This window comes from Exiguobacterium sp. s91 (genome assembly GCF_018618915.1).
Classification (GTDB): domain Bacteria; phylum Bacillota; class Bacilli; order Exiguobacteriales; family Exiguobacteriaceae; genus Exiguobacterium_A; species Exiguobacterium_A abrahamii.
In genome coordinates, this window is sequence record NZ_JACSMZ010000001.1 from 563,108 (window position 1) to 583,676 (window position 20,569).

The following is a 20,569-nucleotide window of genomic DNA, read 5'->3' on the forward strand; positions in this document are numbered from 1 at the left end:
CTATTTATATTTAAAGGTTAACACAAACGAATGAATGACGTCACTCTTTTTTTAAGACCAGGTATACATTTTAGTCATAGGCATAAAAAAAGCACCCACCGAAGTGAGTGCTGGAACAATCGATTAACGTGAGTAGTACTCGACGACGAGTTGTTCTTGGATTTGATCGTTCAATTCAGAACGCTCAGGAAGACGGACGAACGTTCCTTCGAGCTTCTCAGCATCGAAAGTAACGAAGTCTTTAGTTGCTGGAGCAACTTCGAGTGCTTCTTTGATAACGACAAAGTTCTTCGATTTTTCGCGAACTGAGATCGTTTGACCTGGTTTCACGCGGAATGATGGGATATCAACGCGTTGTCCATCAACTTGGATGTGACCGTGGTTGACGAGCTGACGAGCAGCACGACGTGTACGAGCCATACCCATACGGTAAACGACGTTATCAAGACGTGCTTCGAGTAAGAACATGAAGTTCTCACCGTGGATACCAGGCATTTTGCCAGCATCGTTGAAGATACGGTTGAATTGGCGTTCGTTTACTCCGTACATGTGACGAAGTGTTTGCTTCGCTTGAAGTTGAAGACCGTACTCAGATACTTTACGACGGCTGTTACCGTGTTGACCTGGTGCGTAAGGGCGTTTTGCGATTTCTTTTCCTGTTTCAGTAAGTGAGATACCGAGACGACGTGAGAGTTTCCAAGCTGGACCTGTATAGCGAGCCATAATAAGACTCCTCCTTATTGTTCGTTATTATTTGCATAAAAATAATAACGCCATCAAACCCACATTACGCCCATTTCATGATGTGGCACCCTCGCTTGATAGCAAAGTTACACGATGCCCCTCCGGTTATTCACCGAGTCATGAAATGTGATACGTAAGCGATTTGACCGCTATCGTTATCATTTCTGCACTTTTACAAGTATACGGTGTGGACAATCGACTGTCAATCAGAATTACAGATGGCGAAGCAGTGTCGTACAGAATGCTTCTAGACCAGCTTGATCGACTTCGTCGAAACGGTTGAATTCTGGGCTGTCGATATCGAGGACACCGATCGTTTGTCCGTCTTTGACGAGTGGAATGACGATTTCTGAATTCGAAGCCGCGTCACATGCGATGTGACCTGGGAACTGATGCACATCTTCGATTCGTTGTGTCGTCTGTTCTGCTGCGGACGTTCCGCAGACACCACGACCGAATGGAATACGGACGCATGCTGGAAGTCCTTGGAATGGTCCGAGGACGAGTTGGTTTTGCTCCGTATCCGTCAAATAGAAGCCGACCCAGTTGATACGGTCGAGGAACTGGTTGAGCAACGCGCTCGCATTCGATAAGTTTGCAACTTGATTGTCTTCTCCCATTAATAGCGCATCCAGTTGTTTTGAGAGCATGTCGTATTGTTTCGTCCGGTCACCTTCATATGTCTTTGTTTCGAACATAATAAAAATTCCTCCCGTAAAAAGCGTATTTTTTTTAGTTTAACGAGTTTTCGCGTGGCTGACAAACAATTGATTTTTGGAAAAAGGATTCAAAACAGCGGAAGAAATCAGGAAAAGCCCTTGTAAATCTATGCAAAACGGTTGCGCTATACTATTATAAGGATAAGATTATTGCGATTTAGAGAAAATCTAAAGTCGTAGGACAGAGTGGAGGTCGTGACAAATGTGGGCATGGGTGATCGGAGTCATCGTCATCGTATTACTCGTCATGCTATTTAGCATGATCAGTCGAAAAAAATACTACACGAAAATCGATGAACTTGATATGCGCAAACAAGGCATCGTCAGTGCATCGATTCCAAAGGAGTTGCAGGACTTAAAGCAACTACCGATGGCGGGTGAGACGGAGACGAAGTTCAGCTCCTGGCATCAAGCGTGGGAAGAGTTATTAACGGTCCACGTCGCCCAAATCGATGAGACCCTTTACCGGGCGGAGGAAGCGCTCGATAAATATCGTTTCATCGCCGTCAAGAATGACCTCGAAGTAACGGAACAATTGATTGCGGAACTCGAAGGGTTGATCGATGAGATGCTCGTCGAGATGTCGACGTTCAAAACGAATCAATCGGTTCTAGCCGAACTGAAAGCGCAAGGGGAAGCCGATTCAGGGCAAGTTCGGAAATCATTATTGATTCAAGCGAACTCATTCGGTCCGGCGCTTGCGCGTCTCGAAGAACGGAGTGAACAAATCGATGCGCACTGGAATGAGATGTGTCAGTACGAAGCTTCAGGTGAAGTGACGAAGGCGTATGAAACAAGCTTGCTACTCGAGCAAGAAGTAGCAACGACGCGTCAACTCGTCGAACTTGTACCGAAACAATGGAAGATTCTTGCTCATGAATTACGTCAACGGATTGATCAGCTCGGAGCAGGCTATAAGGAAATGTCGTTAGATGGGTATCCACTTGAACCACTCGGTCTCCAATCCGAGATCAAACGGTTCGAGGAACAACGTCTAAGCCTTTCTGAAAAAATCGAAATGCTAGAAGTCGATGGTTTGGAAGAGGCGATTCAACAGTTATCAGCCGATGTGGATCAAATGTATGATACGTTCCGTCGTGAGGTCGATGCGCGTCATCAAGTGAAAAAAGAAAACCAATTCTTGAAACAAAAAGCGCTACGGATGCGTGAACGGATTCATCAATTGGCACAAGAGTTCAGTATCTTACGTGAAAAATATGAAATCTCAGCAGATTTAGGGATTCACTATGAAACGATTCAGCGTGACGAAGAGCTGCTCTTTGAAGCAGCGAAAGATCTTGATGAGTCGATTGCCGGAAAAATCATCCCGTTCAGTATGCTCGAAGATCAGATGCGCGATGCGATTCGCCTCGAAGAACAGTTGATGATTCAGTACGAACGCTTTACGGTCGAACTCCAGGCACTTCGAAAAGAAGAGACGGAAGTTCGCGAACGAATCGTCGAATGGCGTCATCAGCTGTCGCAAACACGTCTCCGTCTGAAACGACTCGGATTACCGAACTTACCGGCTGAGGTGGAAGAAGCGCTCAAAAATGCGAATCGTTCACTGCAGACACTTGAAACACGGTTAGAGGAGTTACCGTTTAACGTTCGATCGATCGTCGCACAAAGTCAAGACGTCCAAGAAACGTTTAAACATGTGCAAGAACGGTTAGATACATTAGTGTTCGAAGTCACGTATGCCGAACGGCTCGTCCAGTATGCGAACCGGTACCGTCGCCACGACAACGAGATACATATGTCGCTGACGATCGCGGAAACGAAGTTCTTAGCGGGAGACTATGAACGAACGATTGTCTTAGCGGAACGTGTCCTAAATGAATACGATCCGGCCGCGATCGAACGTATTAAACGGTCGTGTGCACCAGAAGAAACATTGCACGTTTAAATCAGGATCGACAATTCAGGGTGACCGTCATGGTCACCCTATTTTTGTAAAAAGAGGAGTGAGTGGAATGGGAACACTATACGTAAACGGATTGATTCGAACGATGGCACACGAAGAGGATGTCCATTCAGCGATGTTCGTCGAGAAGACGCGGATCATCGCGATGGGAGAGGAAGGAAAGCTACGCCGCCGTTTCGGTAGACGCATTGATCAAATTCACGACTTGAACGGAAAAGCTGTATATCCAGCCTTTACGGATGCGCATATTCATCTGATCGGTTACGGGGAAGCGATCAATCGTGTCGATGCCTCGCGCTATACGACGCTTGAAGCGTTAGGGCAAGCTTTTCTCAAGGCGGAACCAGTCAATGGGATCCATGTGGCAGAAGGCTATGACGAAACGAAGCTTGATCGTGCACCGACGAAAGCATGGCTTAATCAGTTGTTCCCTGACGCACCTGCCTTGTTGAAACGAACAGACCGGCATACAGCACTTGTCAACGATGTCTTGTTCCAACAGCTCGGATATAAAGCGTCGACTGTCATCGAAGGTGGAAAGGTCGGTTTATCGGATAATGGAGAAGCTGACGGATTCTTGTACGATGCGGCGCTTGAACCTCTATATGCGTTACAAGCTGGAAACTTGGAGCGGAATAAAGCGTCCCTTCGATCAGCGATTAAGAACTTATACCAATATGGCATCATTGCGGCACACACAGAAGACTTGTCGTATCACGGAGATGTCGCGGACATTTTGCAAGCTTATAAGGAAGTGACGCAAGAGACAGGCTTCCATACGCATCTGCTCGTGCATCATCTTGTCATCGATGAGTTCGTGCAACAACAACCTACTTTACCGTCAACGATGTCAATCGGTGCGATGAAACTGTTCGTCGACGGCGCGCTCGGAGGACGAACAGCTCTTCTCGGTCGTGGTTATTCCGATGATCCGACGACACGTGGTATCGAAGTGCATACGCCAGAACAACTCGAACAACTCGTCAAACGCGCACGTAGTTACGGGTTCACAGTCGCGGCACATGTCATCGGTGATTTAGCGATCGAGCGGTTCGTACAGGTGCTCGAGAAGTATCCGGCACCAAAAGGGAAACGAGATCGCATCATTCATGCGACAGTCGTCCGACCAGAAACGCTTGCGCGAATTCGGAAGTTACCGGTCTTGATTGACGTTCAACCAGTCTTTTTACTAGATGACGCCGACTTCATCGTCGATCGACTCGGCTTGAACCGCTTAGACTGGAGTTATCGTTTACGTTCGTTAGCTGAGACCGGCGCACTGTTGTGCGGCGGAGCAGATGCGCCGATCTCTGACCCCGATGTCCGACGGTCGCTTTATGCAGCGACGGAAGGAACGGCAGGGCGTGTCAATAAGACGAACGAGACGTTATCGATGTTTGAAGCCTTGTTGCTCTTTACGAAAAATCCACATCTCGCGACGGAAACACACGGTCGAAAAGGATTGCTCTTACCAGGCTATGATGCCGACTTCGTCATCTTTGAAGAAGACTTCTATCGCTTGCGTGGGGAAGCCATCTTGAATAACCGTTTGGTCGAGACAGTCCAAGCTGGAAAAACCGTTTATCAGGCGGAAGCCGCGTTAGTGTGATGTTTGCGCATAGTGTGAAATAGCTTCCGAATAGAACGTCGAAAGTCCGGGTGCATACGCATCGTAATAGGCACGAAATCGTTCGTCAGACACATACATCTGACCGAGTGAGGCAAAGAGAGATAATGCGCACGGGTAATAGTACGTATCGATGAAATCATGTTGTTCTTTGACGACTTGTTGAACGTCCGGATCCGTCGTCGCGTGCCCGTCGCGGTAAAGGGTCGTCAAGCGCTGATCGAGTTGCTTATGCATGCTGCTCAGTTGTTCTTTCTCTTTCGGTGTTCGTTGTTGTTGTCTTTTTGCACTGATTCGATAGGCGTCAGTGTCACCGTAGTGTTGCTGGACTTCATCTGCATGTTGCTTTTCATGCGTAACGATCTCTTCGTGGCGCAAACCGCGGAATAATTGTTCGTCTTTCATCGGAATTCCTCCTTTTAAGGTGAGTAATGTCTGTTCAGCGAGTCGAGCAAGCATTTGATAATGCGAAGCTTTTTCTTGAAGGAGTGCAATCTGCTTTTTCAGTGTCGTATGATGATTGGAATCAGATTGCGTGAGTAATCTTTGGATTTCTGACAGTGGGAAATCAAGAGAGCGGTAGAGCAGGATTTGTTGTAAACGTAAAAGATCCTCTCTGCTGTAACTTCGGTGACCAGCATTGGTACGCTTTGGCACGAGGAGACCGATCGTCTCATAATGATAGAGTGTTCGTTTTGTGACGCCGGTCAGTTTGGCGATTTCCTGAGTGGAATACATCATTTGTGTACCTCCTTTGATTGGAGTATAAAGGGTGACGTAACGGAAGACGCAATAAAAAAATCTGCCCCGAGGAGGCAGATTTTTTTATGGTCATAAGAACGAGCGTTGAATCTTATGCCAAAATGTATTGTTCGTCAATTTGACGGTTTTCAGTTCTTTTTCAGAAAGCTGGATATCGACTGAATCTGTTCGTGTGAGACTGAGTGCTTCGTTATCCATCCCGATGATCGGATAGTCGTTTCCGTCCTCGATGATGCGTAACGAAAGTTTCCGTCCACGGTTCAGTAGGAAAGCAGAACCGAGTGTCCGGTACCGGTTGTTGTTGACGGAAGCAATTTCGCTGACTTGAAGACAGTGAATCAATGGATCGACGATCGCACCAGAGAGTGACTTATTATAAGCCGTAGAGCCCGTTGGTGTTGAGATGACCATTCCATCCCCGCGGAATGTCTCAAACAGGAAGTCGTCGATATAGACTTCGATTGCGAGTGATTTGATGATGCTCGACTTCACGGAACATTCGTTCAGACAGAGCATCGGTGGTCCACCGTTGATGGATGCTTCGAGCAGTGGATAACGACGTACTTCGATTTCGCCATCCGAGACACGGTTGCCTGTCTCTTTAAAGATGGCTTCGACCGCCGAAAGATCATTGATATCAAAATCACAGTAGAACGAGTTGGGTCCTTCAGCGAATCCAACATAGATCGCATCATCACGGAAACCTGTGAAGCGTGCCGCTTGCAAGAAAGCCCCATCTCCACCAATCGAGACGATGATGTTTGCTTGTCGGTGATCTTGGACGACGTTCAGTCCGTATCGTGTACCGACATCAATCAACTTTCGCACCTGCGTCTCGTGTCTTTGTGTATTTCGGTAGTACAGGTAGACATTATTTCGAGCCATGGTCAATTCCCCCTTGAAAGCGTTTCATGAACTCTTTCATTATACCTGTTTTTTAGAAAGACGGGTACTGAAGTCCATCAATTATGGCAGAATGCTTGCCATCTTCGCGGATCATTCCTATAGTTAAATAGAAAATATAGTATATCCAATCAGGGGAAAAGGGGAATTCATAATGGCAACGTTTAAAGGAAATCCAATCACACTTCAAGGTACAGCGGTTCAAGTCGGACAAACAGCACCTGACTTTCAAGTGTTAGCTAACGACTTATCACCGGTAACACGTGATACATATCAAGGTGTCCGGATCATCAGCGTCGTCCCATCGATCGATACAGGCGTTTGTGATGCGCAAACACGTAAATTCAATGAAGAAGCAGCAACAATCGAAGGTGTGACGGTCATGACGGTTTCAAACGACCTTCCATTCGCACAACGTCGCTGGTGCGCATCAAGCGGTCTCGATCAGGTCGTGACGTTGTCTGATCACCGTGATCTTTCATTCGGTACACAGTATGGCGTAGCCATCGAAGAATTACGCCTGCTTGCCCGTTCTGTTTTCGTTCTTGATTCAAACAACGAGATTACGTACGTTGAATATCTTGAAGAATCAACAGACGAAGTCAATTTCGAAGCAGCACTCGCTGCAGCACGTGAAGCGAAGTAAGAATGGTTTACAAACGCCGCTGAAGCGTTACAATGGAACTAATGATAGAAACGGCTCCCGCTCTACGGGGGGCCGTTTCGTTTTGGAGAGGATGACGTACATGGAGCCGTTAGAAAAGTTATATAAGGAATTAACACGTCAAACAAAACAAATCGAACGTGATCTTGATATGCCCTATTTAGAAGCGTTGACGACGGTGATTGATCGATTGAACGATCGTCATACTGAAAATGTAGACAAAGAAGTCATTCGGAAGGCAGTATCGCTTGCTATTCTAGAAGGGATGAAACAAGCGCAACCGAACCATTTGCCGACGCCAGATAGCGTCGCTTTGTTTGCTGGTTATCTAATCGGGAAATTGGTAGGTAAGGAGGACATCCGACTACTTGAGTTGGGGAGTGGGACAGGTGGCATGTTACATGCTGTCTTAAGTCAACTTTCGACAGGTACATCTGCTGAGGCGGTCGAGGTGGATGAGACATTGATTCGTTTATCGGCAGCGGTAACGGAATTACTCGACTATCCAGTCACGTATACCCATCAAGATGCGTTACGACCATTATTGTTAGATCCAGTTGATCTTGCGATGGCTGATCTTCCTGTCGGTTATTATCCGGATGAAGAGGCTGCCGCTTCTTACATCTTGAAACGAGACGAAGGCATGAGCTACAGTCATTTCTTGTTGATTGAACAAGCGATGCAATACGTCAAACCAGGTGGATTCGGTGTCTTCGTCATCCCGAACGGTCTTTTCCAGCATGATACGGAAGGGAAGTTGAAACAGTACTTCGAATCCAAAGCGCATGTCATCGGTATTTTGCAGTTGCCGCTCACGATGTTCAAACAAGAACAGGCAGCAAAAAGTTATTTGATCGTCCGTAATCATTTAGCCGGTATGAAGATGCCAAAACAAGCATTGCTTGCTGAGTTGCCATCGTTCACAGATGCCCGCGCGTTTGGTGGTATGGTGAAACAGATTGATGAATGGATTAACACAGAATTAAAATGAATTACGCAAAGTGATTGAAATCTGTCGTTAATTTGACTATTCTAGTTGTAGAACAGAAATAGAAGAAAACCTAAACAGATGTGAATGTTCATTGGATTCAAATGGAAAAGGGGAAAAATCATGGCAAAAATTATGGCGGTAAACGCAGGTAGTTCGTCTTTGAAGTTCCAATTGCTCGAAATGCCGAACGAAACGATGATCGCAGTCGGACTCGTTGAACGCGTCGGTAAAGACGATGCAATCTTTACGATTAAATATGGTGAAGGACAAAAGTATACAGATGTCCTCCCGCTTGCAACACATAAAGAAGCAGTCGAGTTGTCACTCGAAAAATTAATGGAGTTCGGAATCATCTCGTCTTACGATGAGATTAAAGGTGTTGGACACCGTGTGCTTCATGGTAAAGAAAAATATGCAGACTCTGTATTGATTACAGATGAAGTCATGCACGATATCGAGTCTTACACAGAGCTCGGACCACTTCACATTCCACCAAACTTGATCGGAATCCGGGCATTCCAAGCATTACTTCCGGAAGTACCACAAGTGGCAGTCTTCGATACAGCGTTCCACCAAACGATGCCAGAAGAAAACTTCCTTTACAGCTTGCCGTATGATTACTATACAGAATACGGTATCCGTAAATATGGTTTCCACGGTACGAGCCACAAATACGTTACGGAACGTGCATCTGAATTACTCGGTCGTCCGTTAAAAGACCTCCGTTTGATCTCATGTCACCTAGGTAGCGGAGCATCAATCGCAGCAGTTTCAGGTGGCGAATCAATCGATACGACAATGGGCTTCACACCGCTTGAAGGGATCACGATGGGAACACGTTCTGGTTCACTTGACCCAGCGTTGATTCCATTCTTGATGGAGAAAACAGGGAAAACAGCAGAAGACGTCTTGAACGTCATGAACAAAGAGTCTGGAATCTACGGTCTTTCAGGTCTTTCAAGTGACTTGCGTGATGTCCAGACAGCTGCTAAAGAAGGGAACCATCGTTCAGAGATGGCACTCCGTATCTTTGCGAACCGTATCCACGGTTACATCGGGCAATACGCTGCTGAGATGAACGGTGTCGATGCGATCATCTTCACAGCCGGCGTCGGAGAAAACTCAGATTCAATCCGTGAGCGTGTCTTACGTGGTCTTGAATTCATGGGCGTTTACTGGGATCCATCACTCAACAACGGAGCTCGTGGAGAAGAACTCTTCATTAACTACCCACACTCACCAGTTAAAGTCATCATCATTCCAACGAATGAGGAATTGATGATTGCACGCGACACGGTTCGTGTTGGTGGATTAGTTGCTCAAAACGCATAATCGTTTCAAAAGGACTGAGTCGTTATTCCAACGATTCAGTCCTTTTTTTAATGAAATCTATGAAAGGAAATATACGAACGTACGATCTATTGTTACGATGTTTGTCATATAACGAAAAATGAATCGTCATCTTTGTAAAAATAAACCCAAAAAAGGTCGATTTCTTAAAAAAATGAGTCGTTTGTAACATAAAAGTAATAGTACAGACATATTTTTGTGGTCTATATGTAACGGCACTCCCTCGTTTTGTCATGTATATTAATCTCAGTTAACAAACACGAAACAATGATGGAGGAGAAAATACATGATGAAACGGATGCTCGCAAGTGTTTTAACGGTCGTGTTAGCACTCAGTTCGTTTGCAGGTCTTCAAGCAGAGGCTGCAACTAAGAAAAGCGTCAAGTCAACAGTCGATAGCCTAGTCATTCGTCAGAAAGCTACTACTTCTTCGAAAAAGCTCGGTCTTCTATATAAGAACCAAACGTTATCGTACAAAGCAAAAACAGGTAACTGGTATAAAGTAAGTTACAAAGGTAAAACAGCTTACCTTAGCGCAAGCTACTCGAAAGTCGTAACGTCAAGCAGTTCGAAAAAACAATCGACAGGTGGTTGGAAAACAATCACGAACGTGAGCGCAACAGCTTACACACCGTATGATCCAGGTAGTGGTAATCTGACAGCAATCGGTTGGAACATCAAAAGCTCGAAAAAGAAAGTCGTAGCGGTTGATCCACGTGTCATTCCACTTCGTTCGACAGTGAAAGTGTATTACAAAGGGAAATTAAAAGGGACGTATACAGCTGCTGATACTGGCGGTGCCATCAAAGGGAAGAAGATGGATATCCTTTACTACTCTCGTTCAGAAGCATTCAACTGGGGTCGTCGTACGGTTACAGTAAAATACAAATGATTTTAAACCATCGGACATTGGTTCGATGGTTTTTTTGATTAAGTAGCTCGTCAAAAAAGCCTTGCTTCCTTTGAAATGAAGGAAGAAAGGCTTTTTGTAGAAGAGTGATTCATAAACGGACAATCAAGACGTCACATTTTGCGTAACGCGTAATGCTTTCAGAGACACTACCGATGAAGAAACGCTCGACAGCGTTTAAACCAGTTGCGCCACAGATGATTAAATCGGCATCGTGATTAGGGGCAAGCTTTTTAGCGATCGTTACTTTCGGTGAGCCGTATTCAATCGCTACTTCGACTTCCTGTACACCGCGATCTTGAGCGGTCTTGACGTATTCGTCTAGCAATTCCTTCGCGTAAGATTCGGCACGTTCCGTGATGGTGCGGTCATAGGCTTCAACTGTTGCGAATGTCCGTGTATCAATGACGTGTGCGATGATCAATTTTGCATCATTTCGCAATGAAACATCGATTGCCGTCTCGAAGGCACGTTCTGCCTCTTTTGAGCCATCTACTGCTACGAGTACATTATGATAGACGATTGCCATGATGAATCCATCCCTTCGTAATCGATATGATGAGTACACCCTAATTATACCATTCTCTTACTAGGAGCGGATGAAACATTCAGTGAGTTCTAAAAATTGTCCTTCCTTTCCGTTCCGTCGTAAGATGGAGTCAGTGAAAGGGGGCGATGCCAAGATGAGGCACGCGTTAATTACAGCAGGTACAAAAGGACTGGGAGAACGAGTGACGCGCCAGTTACTGGAAGAAGGTTGGAAAGTGACGGCGTTTCATCGTTCCGAACCCGAATTTACACATCCGAATCTCATGACGATTCAAGCGGATGTGACGAATCAAGAAGAATTGGAACGCGCAACCCAACAAGCAATCAACGAGCATGGTCGGATTGATGCGTTGATACTTAATGCAGGACCTTATATATTCGAACGAAAAGCATTAGTGGATTATACTGATCAGGAATGGAATGAAGTGATCACCGGAAATCTGACAGCTAGTTTTTGGCTGTTACGTCAAGTATTACCCGTCATGCGTAAGCAAGCCTATGGTCGAATCATTACGTACGGTTTCCCGGAGAGTGCAACAGCGCCGGGATGGGTATGCCGGGCGGCGTTCGCTGCTGCTAAAAGCGGGATGGTGAGTTTGACGAAGAGTGTAGCGCTTGAAGAAGCGGAACACGGCATCACGGTCAACATGGTCAACCCGGGAAACATCGTCGGTGACAATAAGACGAAGCAAATTTCTGAAGCGGAGCAAGATGAGGCGACGCCGGTCGGAAGAACGGGTGTCGGAGAAGATATCGCTCGCGCGATCTCCTTCTTGTTGGCAGAAGAATCAAGTATGATTACGGGAGCAATCCTCGATGTGACAGGTGGCGTCAATGTCGTCCATCAATCCCGTAAATAAGCAAAAACATCTAATCCAAGCAATGGATTAGATGTTTGAGACTGAAGATAAGGTGCAATTTTTCTCTAACGAGAAGGATTGCGCTTTTTTTGTTCGTCTCGAATCGTTTTCCTGGGACAAGCATCGCTCCGCTGCAGGGTCGCTCTTGCTTGTTTTTCCCGAGGAAGCGATGTCGAGTGAACAAAACGCTCCTCAAATCCTTCGGTATAAAAAGAATGACGCGTCACACGCCACTCCTACAGGAAAAAGCGCAATTTTGCGCTGTCAGAGACAAACAAGACCCGTTTTCCTGCTTGAATGAAGCGGGAAAACTGGCTTGTGTCTCGCTTGAGGAAAGGGCGTGAAAAGACGAGACATTTTTTTAGTCAGCCATTTTGTCTATAATCAGAAACACCTAATCCAAGAGATGGATTAGGTGTTTGTCTTGAGTTAAGATGACGGAATGGATTGAAGATGTTTTGGTGTGCGAGTTAACGCAACTGGACCTTCCGCAGTGAGATGAATATCATCCTCGATACGGACGCCACCGACACCTGGAACATAAATGCCTGGTTCGAGTGTGTAGACGATACCAGCTTCAGCCGTCAGTAGATTGTTTGACGCGAGAGACGGGAATTCATGAACCTCGATTCCGAGTCCGTGCCCGACACGGTGCGTGAAGTACTGTCCGTAGCCAGCGTTTGTAATAACGTCACGGGCTGCCTTATCTAATGAACCGAGTGTCGTGCCGATCTGACTCGCTTCTGTCGCGGCTTCAAGTGCTTGGCGAACCGTTTCATAGATCTTTTTCTGTTCTTCGTTCGCTTCGCCATAAATGAAGGTCCGTGTAATATCGGAACAGTAGCCTTTCCAAACGACGCCAAGGTCGAATAAGACGAAGTCGCCTTCTTGGATGACACGGTCGCCGGGTACACCGTGCGGATCAGCACTGTTTGCACCAAATAAAACAAGCGTATCAAATGACATCTCGCGGACACCTTTTTTCTTCATTTCATATTCGATTTCCGCAATGACTTCGATTTCCGTGATCCCCGGGCGAATCGCTTGTTTACCGATTTCGATTGCTTCGTCCGCAAGTGCTGCGGCTTCTTGAAGAATAGCGATTTCTTCCGGTGTTTTCTTCAGACGAAGCGCTTGTAAAGACTCACCGATATCAAGAATGGCTGCGTTCTCGAGACGTGAGCTTAGTTCCTGATAGCGACTGAACGTCATGTGTTCCCCTTCGATACCGATTCGGTTATTCGAGTGTTCGAATGTCGCGAATAATTCTGCTAATCGATCAAACGGGTTTTCGTGATCCTCATACGTCACGACGTCTCCTTCCCAAGGACTCGCTGCAACGATACTTGCTTCGAGTGCCGGACAGAATAATACATGTTTGCCGGTTACATCTACGAGGACCGCCATGACACGTTCGTGGGGTTCAGCGTAGACTCCTGAGAAATAAAAGACATTTGCCTTCGAAGTGACGACGGCTAAGTCGATTCCTTGTTCTTTCAGGAATTCACTGATTTGGTTCGTACGTTCGCTCATATATGATTCCACCTCTCTACTCATTTTCTACATAAGTATATCATCGTCCGGTTCGAAAAACATTTATCGTAAATCAGACTAGTACACGTTTTCATCTTTAGAGTAGTACAGTATAATGACAGGAGAGTAGAAAAAAGGAAAAGAAGGGATACAGTATGCCTACGAAACACGAACAGATCATTCGACATATCGAAGATCTTGATGTCGGAACAAAGATTTCCGTCCGACAAATCGCGAAGGATTTGACCGTATCCGAGGGGACGGCTTATCGCGCCATCAAGGAAGCAGAAAATTTAGGGTTCGTCTCGACGATTGAGCGAGTCGGAACGATTCGGATTAAAAAGAAACAAAAAGAAAATATCGAGAAGCTGACATTCGCGGAAGTCGTGAACATCGTTGACGGTCAGGTGCTCGGTGGTCGAAATGGATTACACAAGACGCTGACGAAATTCGTCATTGGCGCAATGAAGCTCGAAGCCATGATGCGCTATATCGATGTCGATAGTCTCGTCATCATCGGAAACCGCGAAAAAGCACATGAACTCGTGCTTGAAGCAGGAGCTGCTGTATTGATTACCGGTGGCTTTGATACGACGGAGGATGCAAAACGATTAGCGGATGAGATGGAGTTGCCGATCATTTCGACGTCCTACGATACGTTCACGGTTGCGACGATGATCAACCGTGCGATTTATGATCGATTGATCAAAAAGGAGATTTTACTCGTTTCGGATATTTTAATTCCGTTGCATGATACGTTCTATTTACAGACGACGGATCCGATTTCACGCTGGCACGAGTTGAATGAGCAGACGAAACACAACCGTTATCCCGTCATCGATGAACAAATGAAGGTCGTCGGTGTCGTGACAGCGAAGGACATCATTGACCGTCCGCATGATTGGGCTGTTGAAAAAGTCATGACCCGTCATCCGATCACGGTGGGTATTCGAACGAGTGTCACGAATTCTGCGCATCAGATGGTCTGGGAAGGAATCGAGATGTTACCGGTCATCGACCAGTACGGTCGATTGCTCGGGATCATTAGCCGTCAAGACGTCCTCAAGGCACTGCAACTCGCGAATCGTCAGCCACAAGTCGGAGAGACGTTCGACGATCTAATTACAGGACAGATCAAGGCGGCAGAGGACGAACGGGGACCGTACTTATCGCTTGAGGTCTCGCCGCAAATGACGAACTTCATGGGGACTGCTTCGAGTGGGGTGTTGACGACGCTTCTAGTCGAAGGAGCGACGCGAATGTTGCGCCATATGAAAAAAGGTGACCTTGTCATCGAGAACGTCAGCATCTATTTCATTAAACCTGTTCAAATCGAGAGCACGGTAACGATCCGGGCGAATGTCTTTGACGTCGGTCGAAAATTCGGGAAAGTCGATGTCGAGATGTATCAAGGCACACAAATCGTTGCGAAGGCACTCGTGACATCCCAACTCATCGATCGTTAAATGAATCAAAAAGAACCGAAGTCAATGGACTTCGGTTCCTCTGAATCTAGCTCAGGATTGCTCCATCTCGCGGACGACATACGGATAAATCTTTTTGTAACGGATGAATCCGGCGATGAATGAAGCAACACCGACGATGATTAAAATGGAACAAACGATTTTCCCGACGAGTGTCGTTAATCCGTTTCCGGAAACGAACTGGTTGACGGCGAATAGGATGACGAACAAGCTCAACCAAATGCTCGCTTGCGTATTGAACAAGTATTTTCGGTTCGTGCTTTTCGTATGGAACGCGCGGCGTTTTGCTAACAAATACCCACCAAGCGAGAAAACGATGAGGGCGATGAGGATGAATTGCATGTTAAAAGGACCTCCTTTTTGTCTTCATCTCATATCATATCAAGATTAGAGGAGCTGTGCACAGTGAAAGAGCAAATCAAACAAATGATTGAAGCGGCAGATACGATCATCATTCATCGTCATGAACGACCAGATCCCGATGCACTCGGTAGTCAGTTCGGCTTACAATTGACTCTACAAAATCAGTTCCCTGAAAAAACAGTTTTGTCAGCAGGTGAGATGGCGACATCATTGTCATTCATGGGAGAGCTCGATCAAGTAGACGATGAATTATACAAAGAGGCGTTAGTCGTGATTCTGGATACAGCGAATCAAGCGCGGATTGACGGGAAGGTTGCGATGACAGGAAAAGACGTCATTAAAATCGACCATCATCCGGATGAAGATCCATACGCACCAGTGCAACTCGTCGATACGACGATGAGTTCGACATCGGAATTGCTCGTTCATTTATTGAACGAATGGGGATACGAGATTCCAACATCAGCTGCCATTCAATTCTACGCTGGGATCGTCGGTGACACAGGACGTTTCCAATTCCGTGGTACGACGAAACGAACATTTGAAGTCGCAGCGCAATTGATTGATGCAGGAATCGATACGGACTGGTTGTATCGCAATATGTACGAAACAGAACTTGCAGCGCTTCATTTACAAGGATATGTCCTTCAACATATTCAATTGACGGATCAAGGTGTCGGTTATGTCGTATTGACACAAGATACGTTGAAGCAGTTTGGGGCGACGGTTGAGCAAGCATCGTTGCTCGTCAATAGTTTTGCCGGTTTAAAAGGCATGAAGTGTTGGGCATTGTTCCTTGAAACGGACACGGAGGTTCGCGTCCGGATTCGTTCGAAGGGTCCCGTCATCAATGAAGTAGCAAAAGAATTCAATGGTGGTGGACATCCGATGGCGTCTGGTGCAACGATTGGACAGTTGAGTGAGGTCGAACGTGTCATCCGTCGTCTGGACGAGGTCGCTGCTAACTTCCAGTTTTAAATGGAAAAAGGCTGCTCGGTCTCACTCCTCTCATTGAGGAAGCGAAGCGAACAGCCTTTTTACGCTTATTGCGTTTTTGTTTCGTCTTGCGGAATGAACCAAACGCCACGATCTGTGTGATCTTCAATGACATTCAGTTGAAGTTCAGCGACAGATTTGCGAATCTTCTCAGCGATTTCTTCCGTTTCAGTAAAAGCGGTAACACCGAGCTTTAATTGTTCGACTTTTTCACGTGCGATTTGACTGCGATTCAAAATCATGAGAAACGCTCCTTCCGTACCCGTCATGATATTTCTATACTTATTGTATCGAATAATAAATCAGATGGCGAGTACTTGAGTCAGTTAGATATGAATGTTCTGAAAACTTTTAAAAACATCCATCAGAAGAGAAAGGAGAATGGAAGATGCATATAAATGTTCGAACGCAGTTTAGTCCATTGCAGAGTTTAGTTCGAATCGAGCCCTATCTCGATGAACTAGTCCGTCGACACATCGGACGAGCGGTCATCTGTGAAACGACATTGACAGGAGTTCCCGCATTCATCGATGCATGTCAGCGTCGAAATATGCAACCGATCGTCGGATGGGAGCAGCGAATCGAAGAAGAAGAATTTTGTATCTTATGGTTTGCTTTTTCTTCTGATGGACTGCGTCAACTGTATCGACTAGCCAGTCAACAAGGGGAGACTGAAGTTTCATCACTGATCGCGGTGCTTGTGCCACTGCGTCAAGCCTCTGAAGATGCGACGCGTCTACGTCGTTCCTTCGTTCAATGGATGGGACACGTTCAAGGAGCGCGTACATATATGGGCGTGACCTCTAGTCGCTCAACGGTCGAACGAGAGAGTCGTGCGCGTTACCGCGAAGTAGCAGCAGCGCTTGGTGTTGAGACCATCCCAGTCGATCCTGTTCGTTACATTCGTCGAGATGAAGCGCCAGCGTATCAAGCAATACGTGCGATTGGTGAGGCGACGACGTTCCAAGACCAAAAGACAGATCGTCTGATGCATTTAAAGACCCGAGAAGAATTACTCGAAGACTTTACCGAGCGAGAAATTACTATGATAGAGCAGTTTGCTGCGACTTCTGAACGCTTAGAATTACCGTTTCAACAACGTCCACTGCCACGTGTCGCGGAAGACTCGAATGCGTTGTTACGGAAACGTGCTGAGGAAGGTTTACTCGCACATGGTTATGAAAGTAAAGAAGCACGGGAACGCCTCGCTTATGAACTATCAGTCATCCATAAGACAGGATTTGCCGATTACTTCTTAATTGTTGAAGAACTCGTACGTAGCGCAAAAGCGAAAGGCATCTTCGTTGGACCCGGTCGGGGCTCAGCAGCTGGATCACTTGTCAGCTACGCGCTTGGGATCACGACGGTGGATCCATTGAAATATGGATTACTATTCGAACGATTCTTGAACCCCGAGCGGATTTCCATGCCGGATATCGATATCGATATCGAAGATGAACGACGCGAAGAAGTATTAGAGGATCTCGTAACGCGTTACGGAAAAGACCACGTCGCTCAAATTGGTACATTATCGACGCTCGGTGCCAAAGCCGCTTTGCGAGACGTCGGACGGACGCTAGCATTTTCGAAGGATGAGTTAGATGCTGCAGTTAAACAGCTTGGAAAATCAACGACGTTACAAGGGATCGAACAAAATAAACAGACATATCGTTGGTTCTCTGGAAGCGAAAAGCGCCGGCAATTGTTGCAACTGGCGCAAGCGGTCGAGGGTCTTCCGCGACAACGTTCGGTTCACGCGGCCGGTGTCGTCATTGGATCTGAACAGCTCGTCGAGACGACACCTGTTGAAACGGGACCAAATGAACGGTATGTGACGCAGTTCTTGATGCAGGCGTTGGAACGTCAAGGATTGTTGAAAATTGACTTGTTAGGACTACGAAATCTCAGTCGTTTGCGTCGGATGGAAGAATTGATTCGTCGGGAACAGCCATCCTTTACGCTCGCGCAAATACCGGAAGAAGATCGCGCGACATTCCAAGTCTTTGCCTGCGCCGAGACGGATGACATTTTCCAATTCGAGTCGACAGGTATGAAACAGACGTTGCGCGAAGTCAAACCGAATCGGTTCGAGGATTTGGTGGCAACGATGTCACTCTATCGTCCGGGACCAATGAAATTCATTGATCTGTACGCGAAACGAAAAGCTGGTCAACCTTATCAAATGTTGCATCCCGTATTAGAAGACGTACTTGCACCAACGTATGGCATCATCGTCTATCAAGAGCAAGTCATGGAAATCACCCGTCGAGTGGCTGGATTTACACTGGCACAAGCAGATTTATTACGACGTGCGATTTCTAAGAAAAGTACGGATTCGCTCGAACAGGAACGGGTTCGTTTTCTCGAAGGAGCAAAGTCGAATGGATTCGATGATGCGATCGCACAATCACTCTATGAACAAATTGAGCGATTCGCTGGGTATGGATTCAACCGAAGCCATGCAGTCGCCTATTCAAAGATTAGTTATGCCCTCGGGTATATCAAAGCGCATTTCCCGCACATTTTCTTGCTCGTCTCGGTCGAACAACCGGAGCGCCTCGTCCGATTGATGCGTGAACGACGTCTCCCTGTCCTATCGCCGGACGTCTGGATTTCGGATTACCGTTCTTCACTAGAAGGCAAAGGGATTCGACTCGGTATCCATGTGATCAAAGGCATTTCAGAACGAGAGTTCGAGCGTGTAAAGGAAGCATCGAAGCACACAGCGACGATTGCTGATCTATTGACCCACGTCGGATGGGGCAAGAAGGAACGTGCGAAAATTGAATTGTTACTCTACAGTGGTGCGCTAGACCGAGCGACGCACGGCGATCGCGGACTCGCCGAACAAGAGGTACTCGAGTATTTCACTGAGTCATCGAATACATTACTTCCGGACGAACTGGCAACCCTCGGGAAACGCCGGACACAGAAGTCATCGAAACGAAGCGATTCCGACTGGGCACGATTAGAACGGGAAGCGCTTGGATTCTGGCTGACGTATTCGCCATTGACGACAGCGATGAAAGCTCCGGTTGAATCTGTTTATTTCCATGACCTTGGAGTCGGTTCGGAAACACATTATTTAGTCTGTTATATTGATCAGATTCGAGAGTTCAAGACGAAACGTGGTCAAACGATGGCGGTCATTCAGGCAGTCGACGGGTATTCGAATGAGGAGGTCGTCGTCTTCCCGAATCAATATGAACGATTCCGTCGATCGCTTTATTTAGGGAACGTCTTACTGATTGAACTAAAAGTTCAAGATCGCGATGGGGAGCGCCAGTTCATTTTGGAACGTCTCCGTCCGCTTGGGCAAGATGTGCTGTTCGTCAAGTTAACATCAAAAAATGAGCTGGCCGCACTCGAGCAGTTACTTGAAGCGGCACCAGGCGATATTCCAGTCGTCGTTCGCTACGCGGATTCACGCGAGACGAAATCATTACCGCCGCTTTATGCAGTTCAGCATGATGAGGAATTACTAGCTCGGCTACGTATTCGGTTTGGCGAGGATCGTGTCGTCCTGAAAAATGTCCCCCGCTCAAACTAGTACTAGGTAATAAGATTTGTTATAATAAGGGGTAATTGGTCTGACCAATGCCACCAATTGAAGCAACCGACTGAAGGGTCAGAAAGGTGGTGCCGTATCGATATGGAGAAGAAACGAAATGCGTTTGAAGCCAATATCGCGGCGATTAAATTGATGATCGAACAAGATGGATTAGTTCCAGGAGACCGTATTCCATCGGAACGGGAACTGGCAGAACGACTATCCATCAGTCGACCGTCCGTACGAGAAGCATTACGGACGCTCGCTTATTTAGGGATCGTCGAGACACGACATGGAGGCGGAAGCTTTCTTTTGAACCGTGACGATCATACCTATATTCAAATCATCGCTCAATTCTTAGTGACTGGCGATTCGAAGTTCGAAGACTTGGCAGGAACGCTCCGCTTGCTTGAGCAAGCAGCGCTCGCGCAGCTGGATGACCTTTCGGTGCTTGCACCAGTCGTATCATCCGATGCAGCGTTTCGTGAGACGTTGATTCAGACGGTCGATAACGATTTGTTTGAACGAATCTGGCGACAAGTCAATGCCTTCCATAAAAGCTTCGGTCAAGGGGAACTCTATACGCAGGCGGAACGGGAACAACTCTTGAACCGCCCATAGGATGACAAGGGGGAAC

The 20,569-nt window shown here is 46.6% G+C and carries 19 protein-coding genes; 11 read left to right on the forward strand and 8 right to left on the reverse strand.

Going from position 1 to position 20,569, the window contains the following annotated elements; all coding sequences use genetic code 11:
• Window positions 1-123 precede the first annotated feature (123 nt).
• Together rpsD and KNQ06_RS02810 are read right to left on the reverse strand one after the other, a co-directional pair.
• Window positions 124-723, reverse strand: a complete 600-nt coding sequence (rpsD, locus tag KNQ06_RS02805) for a 30S ribosomal protein S4 (RefSeq protein ID WP_023469059.1) — start codon at window positions 721-723, stop codon at window positions 124-126.
• A 233-nt stretch (window positions 724-956) separates the two neighbouring features.
• The gene (locus tag KNQ06_RS02810; RefSeq protein ID WP_023469058.1) at window positions 957-1,442 is read right to left on the reverse strand and encodes a GAF domain-containing protein; all 486 of its coding nucleotides are present in this window, start codon (window positions 1,440-1,442) and stop codon (window positions 957-959) included.
• A 223-nt stretch (window positions 1,443-1,665) separates the two neighbouring features.
• Here KNQ06_RS02810 and ezrA point away from each other — a divergent pair, with 223 nt between their 5' ends.
• A complete protein-coding gene (gene ezrA / locus KNQ06_RS02815; RefSeq protein ID WP_214771120.1) occupies window positions 1,666-3,372 on the forward strand; it encodes a septation ring formation regulator EzrA in 1,707 nt (568 codons plus the stop codon).
• 67 nt (window positions 3,373-3,439) lie between these two features.
• Entirely contained in the window at window positions 3,440-4,999 is a 1,560-nt protein-coding gene (locus tag KNQ06_RS02820; protein WP_214771117.1) for an amidohydrolase, read from the forward strand.
• Here the strand turns inward: KNQ06_RS02820 and KNQ06_RS02825 are convergent.
• Window positions 4,991-5,758 carry a MerR family transcriptional regulator gene (locus tag KNQ06_RS02825; protein ID WP_214771114.1) on the reverse strand — a complete coding sequence of 256 codons (768 nt, stop codon included), beginning with the start codon at window positions 5,756-5,758 and terminating at the stop codon, window positions 4,991-4,993. The two genes, KNQ06_RS02820 and KNQ06_RS02825, sit on opposite strands and share 9 nt — an antisense overlap.
• Window positions 5,759-5,848: 90 nt before the next feature.
• Entirely contained in the window at window positions 5,849-6,664 is an 816-nt protein-coding gene (locus KNQ06_RS02830; RefSeq protein WP_023469054.1) for an NAD kinase, read from the reverse strand.
• A 172-nt stretch (window positions 6,665-6,836) separates the two neighbouring features.
• Here KNQ06_RS02830 and tpx point away from each other — a divergent pair, with 172 nt between their 5' ends.
• The 4 genes from tpx to KNQ06_RS02850 all read left to right on the forward strand — a co-directional run bounded on the left by tpx (window position 6,837) and on the right by KNQ06_RS02850 (window position 10,579).
• Window positions 6,837-7,328: a thiol peroxidase gene (gene tpx / locus KNQ06_RS02835; protein ID WP_035396538.1), complete on the forward strand. Its 492-nt coding sequence runs from the start codon at window positions 6,837-6,839 to the stop codon at window positions 7,326-7,328.
• Window positions 7,329-7,428: 100 nt separating this feature from the next.
• Window positions 7,429-8,337, forward strand: coding sequence for a class I SAM-dependent methyltransferase (locus KNQ06_RS02840; protein ID WP_023469052.1), 909 nt, complete (start codon window positions 7,429-7,431; stop codon window positions 8,335-8,337).
• 120 nt (window positions 8,338-8,457) lie between these two features.
• The gene (locus KNQ06_RS02845; RefSeq protein WP_023469051.1) at window positions 8,458-9,669 is read left to right on the forward strand and encodes an acetate kinase; all 1,212 of its coding nucleotides are present in this window, start codon (window positions 8,458-8,460) and stop codon (window positions 9,667-9,669) included.
• Between the two features lie 304 nt (window positions 9,670-9,973).
• Window positions 9,974-10,579 carry a 3D domain-containing protein gene (locus KNQ06_RS02850; protein ID WP_050678579.1) on the forward strand — a complete coding sequence of 202 codons (606 nt, stop codon included), beginning with the start codon at window positions 9,974-9,976 and terminating at the stop codon, window positions 10,577-10,579.
• Window positions 10,580-10,688: 109 nt separating this feature from the next.
• Here KNQ06_RS02850 and KNQ06_RS02855 read toward each other — a convergent pair whose 3' ends face one another.
• Window positions 10,689-11,126: a universal stress protein gene (locus KNQ06_RS02855; RefSeq protein WP_029342342.1), complete on the reverse strand. Its 438-nt coding sequence runs from the start codon at window positions 11,124-11,126 to the stop codon at window positions 10,689-10,691.
• 154 nt (window positions 11,127-11,280) lie between these two features.
• On the opposite strand from KNQ06_RS02855, the gene KNQ06_RS02860 reads away from it, so the two are divergent.
• A complete protein-coding gene (locus tag KNQ06_RS02860) occupies window positions 11,281-12,006 on the forward strand; it encodes an SDR family oxidoreductase (protein ID WP_214771111.1) in 726 nt (241 codons plus the stop codon).
• A gap of 429 nt (window positions 12,007-12,435) precedes the next feature.
• Here the strand turns inward: KNQ06_RS02860 and KNQ06_RS02865 are convergent, their stop codons facing one another.
• Complete coding sequence (locus tag KNQ06_RS02865) at window positions 12,436-13,539, reverse strand: M24 family metallopeptidase (RefSeq protein ID WP_149427715.1); 1,104 nt, start codon at window positions 13,537-13,539, stop codon at window positions 12,436-12,438.
• A gap of 155 nt (window positions 13,540-13,694) precedes the next feature.
• Here KNQ06_RS02865 and KNQ06_RS02870 point away from each other — a divergent pair, with 155 nt between their 5' ends.
• On the forward strand, window positions 13,695-15,005 hold the full coding sequence (locus tag KNQ06_RS02870) for a DRTGG domain-containing protein (RefSeq protein ID WP_023469046.1): 1,311 nt from the start codon (window positions 13,695-13,697) through the stop codon (window positions 15,003-15,005).
• 51 nt (window positions 15,006-15,056) lie between these two features.
• Here the strand turns inward: KNQ06_RS02870 and KNQ06_RS02875 are convergent, their stop codons facing one another.
• Window positions 15,057-15,365, reverse strand: coding sequence for a YtpI family protein (locus tag KNQ06_RS02875; protein ID WP_023469045.1), 309 nt, complete (start codon window positions 15,363-15,365; stop codon window positions 15,057-15,059).
• 63 nt (window positions 15,366-15,428) lie between these two features.
• On the opposite strand from KNQ06_RS02875, the gene KNQ06_RS02880 reads away from it, so the two are divergent.
• Entirely contained in the window at window positions 15,429-16,364 is a 936-nt protein-coding gene (locus tag KNQ06_RS02880) for a DHH family phosphoesterase (protein WP_149427714.1), read from the forward strand.
• A gap of 65 nt (window positions 16,365-16,429) precedes the next feature.
• Here KNQ06_RS02880 and KNQ06_RS02885 read toward each other — a convergent pair whose 3' ends face one another.
• Window positions 16,430-16,624, reverse strand: a complete 195-nt coding sequence (locus KNQ06_RS02885) for a YtzJ family protein (protein ID WP_023469043.1) — start codon at window positions 16,622-16,624, stop codon at window positions 16,430-16,432.
• 146 nt (window positions 16,625-16,770) lie between these two features.
• On the opposite strand from KNQ06_RS02885, the gene dnaE reads away from it, so the two are divergent.
• Both dnaE and KNQ06_RS02895 read left to right on the forward strand, forming a co-directional pair.
• Window positions 16,771-19,932 (forward strand): DNA polymerase III subunit alpha, encoded by a 3,162-nt coding sequence (dnaE, locus tag KNQ06_RS02890; protein WP_214771109.1) that lies wholly within the window; start codon window positions 16,771-16,773, stop codon window positions 19,930-19,932.
• A 102-nt stretch (window positions 19,933-20,034) separates the two neighbouring features.
• Window positions 20,035-20,553, forward strand: coding sequence for a FadR/GntR family transcriptional regulator (locus tag KNQ06_RS02895; protein ID WP_050677654.1), 519 nt, complete (start codon window positions 20,035-20,037; stop codon window positions 20,551-20,553).
• Window positions 20,554-20,569: the final 16 nt, after the last annotated feature.